9 protein-coding genes are annotated in these 15,175 nt (G+C 59.9%); 6 read left to right on the top strand and 3 right to left on the bottom strand.

All coding sequences use genetic code 11. From position 1 onward, the window contains the following. Positions 1–106: 106 nt before the first annotated feature. From Q0L62_RS05200 to Q0L62_RS05180, 5 genes are all read left to right on the top strand, one after another. On the top strand, positions 107–2,953 hold the full coding sequence (locus Q0L62_RS05200) for a TonB-dependent receptor (protein WP_296677431.1): 2,847 nt from the start codon (positions 107–109) through the stop codon (positions 2,951–2,953). A gap of 74 nt (positions 2,954–3,027) precedes the next feature. Further along, positions 3,028–4,524: a tryptophan halogenase family protein gene (locus tag Q0L62_RS05195; RefSeq protein ID WP_296677428.1), complete on the top strand. Its 1,497-nt coding sequence runs from the start codon at positions 3,028–3,030 to the stop codon at positions 4,522–4,524. After that, complete coding sequence (locus Q0L62_RS05190) at positions 4,521–6,044, top strand: tryptophan halogenase family protein (RefSeq protein ID WP_296677426.1); 1,524 nt, start codon at positions 4,521–4,523, stop codon at positions 6,042–6,044. Before Q0L62_RS05195 ends, Q0L62_RS05190 begins: the two co-directional genes overlap by 4 nt. A gap of 23 nt (positions 6,045–6,067) precedes the next feature. After that, a complete protein-coding gene (locus Q0L62_RS05185; protein ID WP_296677422.1) occupies positions 6,068–7,789 on the top strand; it encodes an alpha-glucosidase in 1,722 nt (573 codons plus the stop codon). Between the two features lie 38 nt (positions 7,790–7,827). Continuing rightward, complete coding sequence (locus Q0L62_RS05180; RefSeq protein ID WP_296677419.1) at positions 7,828–9,009, top strand: glycoside hydrolase family 68 protein; 1,182 nt, start codon at positions 7,828–7,830, stop codon at positions 9,007–9,009. Positions 9,010–9,321: 312 nt separating this feature from the next. On the opposite strand, the gene Q0L62_RS05175 is transcribed toward Q0L62_RS05180, so the two are convergent. Next, a complete protein-coding gene (locus Q0L62_RS05175) occupies positions 9,322–10,473 on the bottom strand; it encodes a citrate synthase family protein (RefSeq protein WP_296677416.1) in 1,152 nt (383 codons plus the stop codon). Between the two features lie 95 nt (positions 10,474–10,568). Here Q0L62_RS05175 and Q0L62_RS05170 point away from each other — a divergent pair, with 95 nt between their 5' ends. Then, entirely contained in the window at positions 10,569–11,648 is a 1,080-nt protein-coding gene (locus Q0L62_RS05170; protein ID WP_296677414.1) for a citrate synthase/methylcitrate synthase, read from the top strand. A 617-nt stretch (positions 11,649–12,265) separates the two neighbouring features. Here the strand turns inward: Q0L62_RS05170 and Q0L62_RS05165 are convergent. Both Q0L62_RS05165 and Q0L62_RS05160 read right to left on the bottom strand, forming a co-directional pair. Continuing rightward, positions 12,266–14,299, bottom strand: coding sequence for an FAD-dependent oxidoreductase (locus Q0L62_RS05165; RefSeq protein ID WP_296677411.1), 2,034 nt, complete (start codon positions 14,297–14,299; stop codon positions 12,266–12,268). 17 nt (positions 14,300–14,316) lie between these two features. Next, positions 14,317–15,114, bottom strand: coding sequence for an enoyl-CoA hydratase/isomerase family protein (locus Q0L62_RS05160; RefSeq protein ID WP_296677409.1), 798 nt, complete (start codon positions 15,112–15,114; stop codon positions 14,317–14,319). Between the last annotated feature and the right edge of the window lie 61 nt (positions 15,115–15,175).

The following is a 15,175-nucleotide window of genomic DNA, read 5'->3' as shown; positions in this document are numbered from 1 at the left end:
CGTGCAAATAAACCAAGTCTGATGGCAATCGATTGCAAACTTTGTAAGGCGATCGGACGCGGCGCTGGTTCACTCGTCGTAAAAAATGATTCCGGAGGGGAAAACCATGAAATCCAATATCCGTTTGGGTCTGGCGTGCTCGACCGCAGCACTTGCGCTGTCCTGCGCCAGCCTTGCGCATGCCCAGACTGCCACCGCGCCGAGCGCTGCCGAGGACGATACGTCCGGTCAGGAAATCGTCGTCACCGGTCTGCGGGCCAGCCTTGAGCGTGCACAGACCCTCAAGCAGGACAGTGCCTCGGTGGTCGAAGCGCTTTCGGCCGAAGACATCGGCAAATTGCCGCAGTCGAGCGTCGCCGATTCGCTGGGCCGTCTGGCCGGCCTTGCTGGTGAGCGCCGCTCTGGCCGCGTCAGCGGCATTTCGGTACGCGGCTTCCGCGAAGACTTTGTCGGCACCACCTTGAACGGCCGCGAACTGATCGGTATCGGCGACAACCGCGGCGTCGAGTACGATCTCTACCCTTCTGAAATCATCGATAGCGCGGTGGTTTATAAGACACCGAATGCCGAACTCAGTGCCGTGGGCATTGGCGGCACCGTCGATTTGCGTACGATCCATCCTCTCGAACACAAGCGTTCGCTGGTGGTGAATGGCAGTTTCGAACTGAACGGCCAGAAGTCGAAGAACCCTGATTTCAAGGACAAGGGCTATCGTGCGGCGCTTTCGTTCAGCGACCGATTTGCCAACGACACCATCGGTGTGGCGCTGACCGCTGCAACCACATCGTCACCGACGCAAGACAACTTCTTCAGCGTCTGGGGTTACGACAAGGGCGCGATCACATCCGGTCCCGATGCCGGAAAATATGCCCCGGCAGGCATCGATATCTCGTCGCGTTCACGCGTGCTCAAGCGCGATACGCTGGCAGGCGTAATCGAATTCAAGCCTTCGTCAAATTTCACGGCCAGGTTCGATGGTCTCTACATCAACTTTTCCGACAAGGGCGTTTCGCGCGGCTTTATCGAGGCGCTGGGAATTCCGTCTAACGGCAGCACGGTGCTGACTTCGACCGCTACCGCCATCACTTCAGCGAGGACCAGTGGCTTCAATTCCGTGCTGCGCACCGATCCGTTGGACAAGACCGGCAAGCTGACGGTATTTGGTGGGAACTTCGAGTATGACGCGGGCGCCAACGTGAAGTTCCTGCTTGACGTATCGCATGCCAAGAGCAGCAAGCGCGACACCCGTGCAGAAAGCTATTCAGGCCTTGGCCGCGCAGCGACCTCGACCCAAGGTCCCAACAATATCCAGACCTATACTTACACGCCCAACGGACTGGTCTTTTCCAACAATTCGCAGCTTTTCGATGATTTCAACAAGGTCAAGCTGGCCGGTCCGCAATCGTGGGGCGGAGGCCTTGCCCCGCTCGGCAACGCACCGGGCACTCCGCTCTACGTCAGCGCGACCTCGCCCGTCGGCTTTGCCCAGGCGCAGGACGGCTTCGTCAACACCGGAATTTTTGACGAAAAGCTCGATTCTGCCCGGTTTGAAGTCAAGGCGAACCTCGATAACGGCTTCATCAAAACGGTGAACGCCGGAGTTCGCTATTCGAACCACAAGAAGTCGAAGATAAACCAGGGCTTCTTCCTGACCGCGCCGACCTATCCGCTCGACGGGCCAATTCCGACCGATGCCCAGCGCGGCTTGGCCGATCTCAACTGGGTTGGGCTGGGTAATGTCGTAGCCTATGATGCCCTGTCGTTGATCAATGGCGGCTACTACAAGAAGTGGGACGCCGGGCTCTACGAACCCGACCGCCTGGCCGACACTTACACCATCTCGGAAACGGTGTGGCAGCCGTTTATCGAGGGAGAGTTCGAAAGCGAATTGAGCGGCGGGGCCCGGATCTTCGGTAACGCCGGGGTGCAGGCTGTCATTACCAAGCAGCGCGGAACCGGCTTCAATTCGGCGATCCAGTCCAACCTGGTTGCGCTGGGTGTCCCGATCACCGACGGTGCCAGCTATACCCGCATCCTGCCAAGCGTGAACATCAACTTCGATCTGACCGGTGGGCACACCATCCGGCTGTCGGCAGCGAAGGTTATCAGCCGTCCGCGGATCGATTTCCTCAACCCGGGCTCGAAGATCAACTTCCGCAACAATGTTGCCAATGTCACCAACCCGGATCCGGCGCTGGGTCCTTGGGTTTCAAGCTCGGGCAATGCCACGTTGCGGCCGTATGAAGCCAATCAGGTCGACCTTTCTTATGAATGGTATTTTGCCCGTGACGGCTTTGTCTCGGCAACGGTATTCTATAAGAAGCTGGTAAACTGGAACGTGGCAGCCACTTCGATCCGCGACTTCACGGCGTTCTACATCCCCGGTTACCATCAGGCAGTCAGCAGTGACGGCCTGACCAAGTACACCCCGGCCACTTTCAAGGGCGTGAACACATCGTACACCGGCGGACTGAAGGGCGACGTGAAGGGGCTTGAAGTGCAGGCAGCGCTGCCGTTTGGTCGGTTCGTTGGAGCGCTTGACGGCTTCGGGATTATTGCCGGCGGCGCGTTTACCGATGGCAAGCTTGACGATGGCTCGGCCATACCGGGTCTTTCAAAGTCGGTTCTGACTGGCACTGTCTATTTTGAAAAAGCCGGCTTCTCTGCCCGGGTTTCGGCCAACAAGCGTTCTGCCTGGCTGTCGGAAGATCGCGGCGGCTCCAACTCGATCTCGCCGGTCAACCGGGCGGGTGAGACATTGGTCGACGCGCAGATCGGCTATGACTTCAAGGACTCCGGACTTGGCGCACTAAGCGGACTGCGGCTCTCGCTCCAGGCCCAGAACCTCACGAACCAGAAGGACATCTACGTGGATAGCGCCAGCGGCCTCATCAGCCGCAGCGAAACCTACGGTCGCAACTTCCTGTTCAACGCGACTTTCTCGTTCTTCTAAACCAGACTAGGAATACCCCCGGTGCAAAACACGCCGGGGGTGTTTGAACAGTTCGATCATGCGAAGGGCGGCTGATGACGAAAGCGATCCGTAAGGTCGTCATCCTCGGTGGCGGCACAGCAGGCTGGTTGGCAGCGGCGCTGACTGCCAAAGTGCTTGGATCACTGGTCGAAATCGAACTCGTCGAATCCGATGAAATTGGTATCGTCGGGGTGGGTGAAGCTACCATTCCCCCGATCCAGCAAGTCAACGCGGTGCTCGGCATTGCCGAGAGCGACTTTCTTCGAGAAACCAAAGCCACAATCAAGCTTGCAATCCGGTTCGAGAACTGGGGTGCGGATGGCGATTGCTATTATCACACCTTTGGTAGCGCGGGCCGCAACACCGCCTTCGCTTCGTTCCATCACTTCTGGAACCGGGCCCACAAATTGGGTTTCGGGGGAAGCTATTGGGACTACGATCTCAATTTTCTCGCGGCGGAAGCTGGCCGGTTCGCGCCGACTCAAGGCAACGATCCAATCTGGGATATGCCTTACGCCTACCATTTCGATTCCGCGCTCTACGGCCAATTTTTGCGCTCCTATTCGGAAGGCCTGGGCGTTGTACGGACCGAAGGCATGGTCGCGGGCGTCACGCGCCATTCTCACACCGGTGACATCACCAGCCTGGAGCTGCGCGATGGACGCACGGTCGCGGGGGACCTGTTTATCGATTGCTCCGGATCCAGGGGCGTGTTGATCCAGCAGCAGCTTGCCGTGGGTTATGAGGACTGGGGGCACTGGCTGCCCTGCGACAGCGCCATGGCCGTGCCATCCGAACGGTTCGACACGACCTTGCCCTTCACCCGCGCAATTGCCCGCGATGCCGGATGGCAATGGCGCATTCCCTTGCAGCACCGAAACGGCAATGGTCTGGTTTACAGCAGCCGTCATTGCAGCGACGAGGCTGCAGCCGACGTGCTGCTCGCGAACCTTGACACGCCAGCACTGGCTGATCCGAAGATCATCCGCTTCCAGACTGGTCGCGCCCGCCGTCAATGGTCCCACAATGTCGTTGCGGTCGGGTTGGCAAGCGGTTTCCTCGAACCCCTGGAATCGACCAGTATCTATCTGATCCAGTCGGCGATCGTGCGGTTGCTCCACCTGTTCCCGCACCATGGCGTCACCGCCGAACTGGTCGATGAGTACAACCGGCAGTCACAGATCGAGTACGAACAGATCCGCGATTTCATCATTCTGCATTACCACGTCAACAATCGCGGGAGCGACGGCTTCTGGAAAGATTTGCGCGAAATGGAGGTGCCCACCCGGCTGGCCGAGAAGATCGCCCTGTTCCGCGCCAACGGGACACTGGTGCAGGATCAGTACGACATCTTCATGGAGCCGTCGTGGGTGCAGGTCCTGATGGGCCAGCATGTGCTGCCAGATGATCACCATCCCTTGGCCGACGGTCCGTCGGACGCTGAACTACAGGACCAGCTTGAGAAGTTGGCGGCAGTCAAGGCCCGGCCTCTGCCCCAGTTGCCCGATCACGACCGGTGGCTTCAGACCCAGGTGCACAGGGCGGCATGACCGACCCGCTGCGGATAGCCATCGTCGGCGGCGGGACGGCGGGCTGGATGGCCGCGAACCTGATGGCCAGGCACTGGCATGAGCAGCGATTCAAGATCACCCTGGTCGAGACACCCGATATCGCCGCGATCGGGGTTGGAGAAGGTTCGACCCCGTCGCTCAAACGCTTCTTCGAAGTCATCGGCATTGCCGAAACCGAATGGATGGCGGCGTGCCATGCGACCTACAAGGTCAATATCCGCTTTGCCGGCTGGAGTCCGGGTTCGGGCATCACCAGTTACAGCCATCCGTTTCTGACGCAGCTCGATGTCCTTACCGAGGACGCCTTTGTGCTTAACTGCGGCAACCGCCGGCTCGGCTTCGACGTCCCGACGCAGCCGGACGACTTTTTCCTGGGCGGCGTGTTGGCTCGCCAGGCGAAGGCACCCCTGGCACCTTCCAATTTCCCGTTCCGGATGGAATACGGCTACCATTTCGATTCCGCCCTGGTTGGCCAATTCCTGCGCGATCACGCCATCGCGCAAGGCGTTACGCACCTGTCGCGCCATGTCGAAAAAGTGGAACGCACCGAGCGCGGTGACATCGCCGCACTGTGCACCCGCGAGGGCGACCGCATCGCCGCCGATGTCTTCATCGATTGCAGCGGCTTCGCAGGGCTGCTGATGGAGCGCGAACTGGGCGTTCCCTATCGCAGCTTCAAGTCCAACCTGTTCAACGATGCGGCGGTGGTGATGCCAACCGCAGCGCAAGTGGTGCTCCCTGTCGAAACGACATCAACCGCATTATCAGCAGGGTGGGCCTGGTCGATCCCGCTAACCAGCCGGGTCGGCAATGGCTATGTCTACAGCTCCGACTTCCTTTCGGCAGACGCGGCCGAGGCGGAACTGCGCGCCCATCTCGGCCTGAAGCAAGACGACACGCCGGCACGTCATCTGAAATTCCGCGTCGGCCAGCTCGAACGGCACTGGGACCGCAACTGCGTCGCGATCGGCCTGGCCCAAGGCTTCATCGAACCGCTGGAAGCAACCGCGCTGCATCTTGTGCTCAACACTGTCGAACAGTTCATCAAACGGTTCGAACAAGGCGGCTTTAGTGCGCAACATCGCGATGCCTTCAACGCCGATATCTCTGACCAGATCGAACATGTCCGCGACTACGTGGTCGCGCATTACAAGCTTAATACCCGTGCCGATGGGGATTACTGGCGGGCCAATCGCGAAAACGAAGCTCTGTCCGACAACCTTCTCGAAATACTCGAAACCTGGTTTCGCCGCGCTGATCTCGCCACTTTGCTCGAACGGCAAAAGGGTCTCAGCCATTTCGGCAGCGCGTCCTGGCACTGTTTGCTGTCGGGCTACGGCGCCTACCCTGGTCTTGCCGTCGACCAGCGCGGCGATGTCGATTTCTACCGGGATCGCCAGATCGGAGCATTCCTTGATGGCTGTGCCTTGAACTTCCCGAGCCAGGCTTCCGTGCTGGCTGGGCACCAGACTTGCTCCGCCGAAACCCTTCCGTCCTGATCAAACGCAGAAAGACGTTCACGATGCGCTTCCGCACCTGCATGCAATCGATTTCCGCCGTGCTGGCCGCCGTTGGACTGGCGACACTGGCCACGCCTGCGATCGCCAAGCCGGGCAAGGCGGCCGAGCCGTGGTGGAAGAGTGCCGTGATCTACGAAATCTATCCACGCAGTTTTCAGGACACCAATGGCGATGGCATAGGCGATCTGAACGGCATCACGCGGCGGCTCGACTACCTGAAAACCTTAGGTGTCGACGCGATCTGGATCACCCCGTTTTTTCCTTCGCCGAACGTCGATTTCGGTTACGATGTCTCGGACTACACCAGTGTTTCGCCTGAGTACGGCACCATGGCGGATTGGGACCGGTTGTCGCGTGAGGCGCGAAAGCGCGGCATCCGAATTCTTGTGGACTTCGTCCTCAACCATTCGTCCGACCAGCATCCGTGGTTCAAGGAATCGCGGTCGTCGCGAACCAATCCGAAGCGCGACTGGTATGTCTGGCACGATCCCGCGCCGGGCGGTGGACCGCCGACTAACTGGCAATCGATCTTCGGCGGATCGACCTGGGAATACGACAAGCCCACCGGACAGTATTACTATCACATTTTCTACAAGCAGCAGCCCGATCTGAACTGGAACAGTCCCGGCCTGCGAAAGGCGATGCATGATGTGATGCGTTTCTGGCTGAGCCACGGTGCCAGCGGATTCCGGCTGGACGCGACGCCCTATTTGTTCGAGGATCCGAACTGGCCGCAGGATCCCGATGTAGCCTCCGGCCAGCCAGTCTGGCTGAAACCCTACAACAGTAACTTGCCCTCAAATCACGGGGCGCTGCGCGAAATGCGCGCGATCGTGGACAGCTTTCCCGGGAATCCCGTGTTGCTCGGCGAAAATTCGGTCGCGACATTCGATGGCCTGCGGCAGGTCTACGGTGCCAAGGGTGACGAGATCAATCTGCCGATCAATTTCCTTTACACTGCGGTGAAGCCGCTCGACGCCGCAAAGTTCAAGGCTCGGATCGACGAAGCCGAACTTAAGCTCGACGGATTGCCGCCAGTCTTCCACTTCAGCAACCACGACACCACCCGGCAATGGACGCGGTTCGGCGACGGAATATACGACGAACGAATCGCGCGTCTCACCGCGGCCATGAGCCTGACTCTGCGCGGTACAGCCCTGATGTATTATGGCGAGGAAATCGGCATGTCCGATCTCAAGCCGGCTGAGCTGGCCGATTTCCCGCTTGGCCCAAAGCGCAAGGTTCGCGACAATCGCGATCCAGTTCGGTCGCCTATGCAGTGGAGCGGAAGTGCGGGAGCAGGCTTCAGCACCGGAACGTCATGGTTACCGGTTGCGCGGACCGCCACCACTCGCAATGTCGCCCAGCAGCAGATTGAGCCCAATTCGGTATATAACTGGTACCTGCGCCTGTTGACCTTGCGCAAGAACCATCCGGCCCTGCGCGATGGTGCTTACATCCCGCTCGAATCCGGTAATTCAAGCGTGCTCGCATATGCCAGGCAGGATAAGGCAGGACGGGGCGTGCTGGTGCTGCTCAATATGAGCACCCAACGACAAGACCTGAATATCACGGGTTGGCCCAGTGTGCAGCCCAAATCCGGCACGATCCTGATGAGCAGCACGCCGGCAGGTCCTGTCAATCTGGCCGATCCAATACTTGAACCCTATGCATCGGTGCTGGTCGGTTACCAGCTCCAGGGTCCTGCTGCGACGCGACGCTGACCTTGCATGACGAGACTGCCTTGCCCGGTTTGCCAGTGATGGACGCTTCCCTGCCTGCGATAATGACCCGCAACTGGACTGCCCAGGATCTGCAAGGTTTGCACTGCGCGGACACCGCACGCTTGCCGGTGATCGGGGCGGATCAAATCCACCGGATTTCGTCCGACCTTGACGTGTGGGATTCCTGGCCGCTTGCGGACACGTCAGGCCAGCCGGTTGCATGGTGCGGCGGCGAACTGTGGTTCGCGCTTGCCGCACCGGCTTTTGCCGATCCTGAAGAACGCCATGGCCATGCCCGGATCCACACCTTTCACCGCACTGGCACGACCTATCTCCATCTTGGCCAGACCATCGCTGAGGGTCTTACCCCAGGAAGCCGCGAGTGGTCGGGCGCTGCCCGCCTCGAAGGTTCGAGCGTTTCCCTCTACTTCACGGCAGCCGGTATCAGGGGAGAATGCCCGCAGAGCTTTTGCCAGCGACTGTTCGTAACCAAGGCCAGCCTGACGACTGATCAGGCTTGTCCATTCGGCGCGTGGTCGTCGCCCGAGGAGCTTTTGCGCGCGGCCAGCCCATATATGCCCGCCGATCAGCGAGAGGGGCGCGCCGGCGAGATCAAGGCGTTTCGCGATCCGTGCCCGTGGCAGGACGCTGACGGCGCCAGATACCTGCTATTCACCGCTTCAGCCGCTGCCGCCCCGCGTGCATTCAACGGCGTCATCGGGATCGCGCGCGGCGACGCGGCTGGCCGTGCCTATACCGCCTTGCCGCCACTGATCGACGCCACAGATGTCAACAACGAGCTGGAACGTCCGCACATCGTACGCCGTGACGGTCGCCTGTACCTGTTCTGGTCGACTCAGTCGCATGTGTTCGCGCCGGGCATCTCTGCGCCGACAGGTCTTTACGGAGCAACTGCCCATTCGGTCGAAGGGCCGTGGGAATTGCTCAACCAAAATGGCTTGGTTCTCGCCAATCCCATGAGCGAGCCGTTCCAGTCATACAGTTGGTGGGTAATGCCCGACCTGCAGGTCGCCGCATTCATCGATTACTGGGGCCTCGATGATGAAGCTGCGCAGCTAAAACCAGCTGGCCGCACGCATTTTGGCGGAACCTTCGCCCCCTTCGTATCTCTTTCGCTCGAAGGCGCGCGATCAAGCCTAAGTGTTTCCACGCGCTCATCCAAATACCTCTCAATCTGCGATATCGGGGCACAGGTATGAAAAGAGATGCCAAGCCTGGGCGATTTCTGTTCTTCGTCCGAAATCCTGGAGCGACCCTGTCCAGGGTTGAGATCGAATCCACCAATTTTCGAATAGCTCAACAGATATCTGATGAAGTTAGTGATATTAGAATTTCAGATCTAATCGAAGAACGGGATTTTAATCGCCTGAAGGATATTTGCTATTATTTATAGCATAATTATATAAAAACCTTATTTTTTATCCAACAGATTTTTACAAACCTAAAGTTTATATATGAACGACCGCCTCTGCACAAAATTGTGAGACTCGCGAAGTCTGTTCTGTTAGCGGTCATGGTAACGCGGCGACAGGCGCGATGCCAATGTATCTGGCTCTGGGCCGGATCAGGCGTCCGGTTCGAGATTGTTCGAGAGCATGGGCGATCCACCCGGTGCAACGCGCCGTGGCGAAGACTTGGAATGGAGCATCATCCGGCAGGTGCGCGGCATCGCTTAATGCCGTCAATGCAAAGTCGATGTTCGGTAATTCGCCAGTGATTTCGCGAACCGTGCCAGCAAGCGCAACATGCTCGTTGGATGGTGCAAACGCGGTCAGCAAAGCCTTTGCCCGCGGATCTCCGTGGGGATAGAGAGGATGGCCAAAGCCTGGTATATAGCCGCCACTTGCGAGACGTTCCGTGACAGCCTCATGAGCACCTCGCTTTTGGGCCTCTTCGCAGAAGCTGCGAACCCGCACAGCCATTCCGCCATGCAGGGGGCCGGAAAGCGCATTCAGGCCGGACAGTGCGCAGGCTGCCAATGAGGCACCTGTCGATGCAGTGACTCGCGCAGCGAAGGTGGAGGCGTTTAATTCATGGTCGGCCAGAAGGACCAGGGAACGCCGGACCAGATCGGTCCCTGCGTCATCGCATCCCCAGGCTCGGCCAAGCCGCAGATGCATTGGGCCGTCGGCAGAACCACCAGCCACGGCATCAACCATGAGGTCGAGCAGCGATGCGGCCTCGAAATAGAGGGCTTCGGGGCGGCGTCCGTGCATCGCGGGGCTGGTCGCCGCCCGCCATGCCAGAGCTTGAAACATTCGATCATGCGGACGCCCGGGCGCGATGTTGTTGGTTTGCACGGGGAAGCGTTCCTCGCCGCAATCCCACAACAGGCGTGCAACGTCCTCGAGTCGTGCCGTTTCGGCCAGCGCCGCTGCGTCCTGCCCCCTGTACCACAGCTTGCCGTGGGCGATTGTCGTGATTGATGAGGCCAGCACCGGTTCGCCCCAGGCAATAGCGTCTTCGGCAACGGCCGCGGACCCTTTTCCGCGTGCCCTGCGCTTTTCCAGCCTGGCGACATCGGCTGCGCGATAGGCACTGCGCCGCGCATCCCCGTCGTCCCGGCGCGCCTCGATCCTGCCGCGACTGACATAGGCATATAGGGTCTGCGGCTTTAGACCCAAGCGGTCCATCACTTCCTCAGCAGTCAACCAGCCCGTCATCGTTCTCGGAGCCTTTATATTGATTAAATTGATCAAGATTGACGAAATCAACTTCTGTCGGAACTCTGCCCGCGTCAAGTGCAGGAGTTTCATTCATGGCCGAAGGGCTCGAGGGCGTGGTTGCCGCCCACACGATACTGTCCGATGTCGATGGCGTAGGAGGCCATCTGGTTATCCGTGGATATGAGCTCGACCAGCTGGCGGAGCGCATCCGCTTTGCCGAGGCTGCACATCTCCTGCTGGATGGCTTTTTCGAAGACCTTCCCGATATCGGAGAGCTCGATGTACAATTGGGGCAGGCTCGGGTCGAAGCCTTCGAATATGCGAATGTAGTCAACGCGATCCCACCTGGTTTGAACGCGGTTGAGGCCGTTCGCGCGCTGATCGCGCGGATACCCGACGGCGACAACCTGAAGATCGCCTTGCTTCTTCTGGCTGGCGTGTCTGTGTTCACGGCTGCGGTTGCCCGCGCGCGGCGAGGGATGCCGCTGATCTCCCCTGATCCCTCGCTGGATCACGCCACCGATATATTGCGGATGATGAAGGGTGTCGCGCCGACGCCCGAAGAAGCCGCGGCACTCGACACCTATCTCGTAACGGTCTGCGATCATGGCCTGAATGCCTCGACCTTCGCTGCGCGCGTCACCGCATCAACACTGGCGGGCCTAAACTCTGCCGTTCTCACCGGGATCAGCACCTTGAAGGGTCCGCTGCATGGTGGCGCACCTGGTCCGGTGATCGAGATGCTGGACGAGATTGGCGATGCCAGCAACGCCCGGACCTGGATCGAGCAGGCAATCGACCGGGGTGACAGATTGATGGGCTTTGGACACCGCATCTACCGCGTCCGCGATCCGCGCGCGGACGCTCTGAAGAAAGCAGTCCGCATTTTGGGGCCGCATTCCGGTCGACTTGCCCATGCTGAGGCTGTGGAGGCCGCTGCATTGGAGATTCTGCGTGAGCGCAAGCCGGATCGCTCCTTGCAAACGAACGTTGAGTTTTACACCGCGCTTTTGCTTGAGGCTCTGGGCTTCGATCCTGACGAGTTTACCTGCGTCTTTGCGATGGGGCGCTCCCTGGGATGGATCGCGCATGCACGCGAGCAGGTTGCAAACGGCAGACTAATCCGCCCGGCGTCAATCTACATTGGACCTGTTCCGCAAATTGCGGCGTGAACAAACGGCAGGATCCGGTGGTTCGATTTGAGGGTTCAAACGGCGGCTCTGTTAGCGGAAGCTGACGGCAGGTTTGTTGGACGATCCGGAAGGGCTCCTCTTAGCTGCGCCTATATGGATAGCCGATATTTCGAGCAGCGAACCGGCACGTCGGCTGTGCGTCCTGATTTCGGTCATTTCGCTCGGCCTATCGCCGCTCCGAAAGCTGCCGTTACCGGAAATGGTTCAGAAACGCATCAAGCAAATGCGCGGCCTTGTCCTTGGTTTCGAGCAGCTGCAACAGGTGATGAGAGCGCTCATTTGCGAGGTAGGATGGGCGTCTGGCACCTTGCTCTTCTGATCGCGATTGCTGCCTTAGTTACGATCCAGATGCCGACATTCCAAGTTATGAATGGACGGCAGGTGCAGACTAAAATAAATTGCCTTCGGAATGACTGCTATGTCCGACAAGTCGGACGTTGTAGCCTGCCCAAATCTTTTATTATCTCAGGATTTCCACAGGTATCCAACGACGCAGGGGGCCATATTGGGGCCACTGCCGGATTGCTTCAGGATAAACTATAGATAAATCAAATTGATACACAGATTTTTGGCTTCCCTTCACCTACCTCATCACTTCACGCGGCCACGGCCAGTTCGGTCGCCTGTTTGATCGCTCGTTTGGCGTCGAGTTCGGCGGCTTCAAAGGCGCCGCCGATAAGCTGGGCGGAAATGCCAAGGGCGACCAGGTCATCGTAAAGCCCGCGTGCCGGTTCCTGTCCGGCACAGACGATCACCGTGTCTACTTCCATCAGTACCGGCTCGCCGTTGATCCGGCAGTGCAGGCCGGCATCGTCGATGCGGTCATACTCGATGCCCGACACCATCTTCACGCCGCGCCGCTGCAGGGTCAGGCGGTGGGTCCAGCCGGTGGTCTTGCCCAGGCCTTGGCCGACCGGGGTGGCCTTGCGCTGGAGCAGGGTCACTTCGCGGCCGTTGCTGGCCACCTGAGGTTCGATTCCGGTTACACCGCCGCGCGGGTGGTTGGCAAAATCAACCCCCCATTCGCGGGCAAAGACGGCGACATCCAGCGCCGCGCTGGTCCCCTGGTGAGTGATCAGTTCGGCGACGTCGAAGCCAATCCCGCCAGCGCCCATGATAGCAACCTTCTGTCCGACCGGGGCTTTGCCCCTGATCACATCGACATAGCTGACCGCCTTGGGATGATCGATCCCGTCCAGCACCGGTCTGCGCGGGGTTATTCCGGTGGCGACAATGACTTCATCAAACCCGGCGTCCTTCAGACGGGCCGCATCGATGCGGGTGCCAAGCCGCAGATCAATGCCGTGCACCTCGATCATCCGGGCGAAATAGCGCAGGGTTTCATAGAACTCTTCCTTGCCGGGGATTTGCTTGGCAAGATTGAATTGCCCGCCGATTTCGTCCGCCGCATCATAAAGCGTTACCTTGTGCCCGCGCTCGGCAGCAATGGCGGCATAGGCCAGCCCGGCCGGACCTGCGCCGACCACGGCGATCCGCCTGGGCGCAGCGGCGGGCAGCACGGCGATCTCGGTCTCGCGGCAGGCACGGGCGTTGACCAGGCATGATGTGAGCTTGCCGGTAAAGGTGTGATCCAGACACGCCTGATTGCAGGCGATGCAGGTATTGATCTCGTCCTCGCGGCCCTCGCGCGCCTTGTTAACCAGCTCGGCATCGGCCAGCATCGGCCGCGCCATCGAAACCAGATCGGCATCGCCGCGGGCCAGCACATCTTCGGCAACCTGGGGCATGTTGATCCGGTTGCTGGTAATGACCGGGATCGACAGCGCCTTTCTCAAGCGCCCAGTCACCTGGGTAAAGGCCGCACGGGGCACCATGGTGGCGATGGTCGGGACAAAGCTTTCGTGCCAGCAGAAGTGGGTGGAGATGACGTCCACGCCGTCCGCTTCAAGCGCCTGGGCCAGGCTGACCACTTCATCCCAGGCCATGCCGCCTTGGAGCATGTCCATCGCCGCGATCCGGAAAATTACCACGAAATCCAGGCCGACTGCTGCCCGCACCGCGCGGATCACTTCGCGCGGGAAGCGCATCCGGTTGTCCCACGATCCGCCCCACTGGTCGGTGCGCTGGTTGGTCTTTTCAACGAGGAAAGTGGAAATGAGATAGCCCGCAGAACCGATGATCTCTACCCCGTCATAGCCTGCCTGTTGGGCCAGCCGGGCGCAGTTGGCAAAGGCGGCTATCTGTTCGGCAATGCCTTCTTCGGTAAGTTCATTGGGGGCATGGCGGCCGATCCGCGATTTGACCGGCGATGGCGCGACACAGTCGGCAGTGCCAGCCAATGGCCCGGTATGGAGGATCTGCATGACAATCTTCACATCGGGCGCGGCCGCGTGGACTGCTTCGGTCACCTGGCGGTGCAGCGCCGCGTCCTTGTCATCCAGCAGCTTGGCGCCGTACCCGGCCGTGGGGTGCGGCCCGATCCCGCCAGTGATGATCATGCCGACCCCGCCTTTTGCCCGCTCGACGAAATAGGCGGACAGCCGCTCTGCCGCGTCGGGCTGGTCTTCCAGGCCGGTGTGCATCGATCCCATCAGGATGCGGTTCTTGACCAAAGTATTGCCGATCTTGAGCGGCGAGAACACGTGCGGATAGCGCGGGTGCGGGGTCATTGGTCAAATCCTCACGGTCAATCGGGGGTGTAGTCAGGTCTGCGCTTTTCCATAAAGGCACGCATGCCTTCGGCGAAATTGGCACTTTTGGAGGTAAGGACCTGGTTGCGGTTCTCGATCGCCATGGCGCTTTCCAGGCTACTGGCATCAATGCCCATCGCCAACCCTTCCTTGGTCATCCGCAGACCCATGGGGGAAGCGTGAAGCAGATCGTCGATCCACGGCTGCGCCGCGGCTTCCAGCTGATCGTCAGGCACAACTTCGGCCACCAGCCCCAGGGCGTGGGCACGCTGCGCGAGCAGGAAACGCCCGGTAAGCATCAGCTCAGCCGCGACCGATCCGCCGACCAGCCGGGGCAGGAAATAGCTTACCCCCATGTCGCACGATGACAGGCCGATGCGGATGAAGGCGGCGTTCATCCGCGCGCTTTCCCCGGCCAGGCGTATGTCGCTGGCAAGCGCAAAGGCAAACCCGCCACCGCAGGCCGGCCCGTGGATCAGCGAGACAATTGGCTGGGGGCAGCGCCGCATCTTGATATAGACATCGGCCAGCCAGCCCTGAAATCCGAAGCCCCCGCCGAACGGCACTTCGCCGCGTTCGTGTTCCTTGATATCGAGCCCGGCGCAAAAAGCCTTGCCCGTACCGCGCAGCACCACCACGCGGACCGTTCCATCGTGATAAAGCTTGCCGAAGTAGTCGTTGAGCTCACCCACCATGGCGGCGTTGATCGTGTTGAGCGCATCGGGGCGATTGAGCGTCAGCCAATCGGTTTGGCCACGTTTCTCCACCGTGATCGTCTGGTAGGCCGCCGTCATGGTTCTGCTCCCGCGCACATTTAATCGTTCGATTAACACGGCGGGCGGGCATGGCAAGGCC

The organism is Novosphingobium sp. (assembly GCF_024642085.1).
GTDB lineage: Bacteria > Pseudomonadota > Alphaproteobacteria > Sphingomonadales > Sphingomonadaceae > Novosphingobium.
Note: the sequence above shows the minus strand (reverse complement) of the source record. Positions and strands in the feature narration are given on the sequence as shown.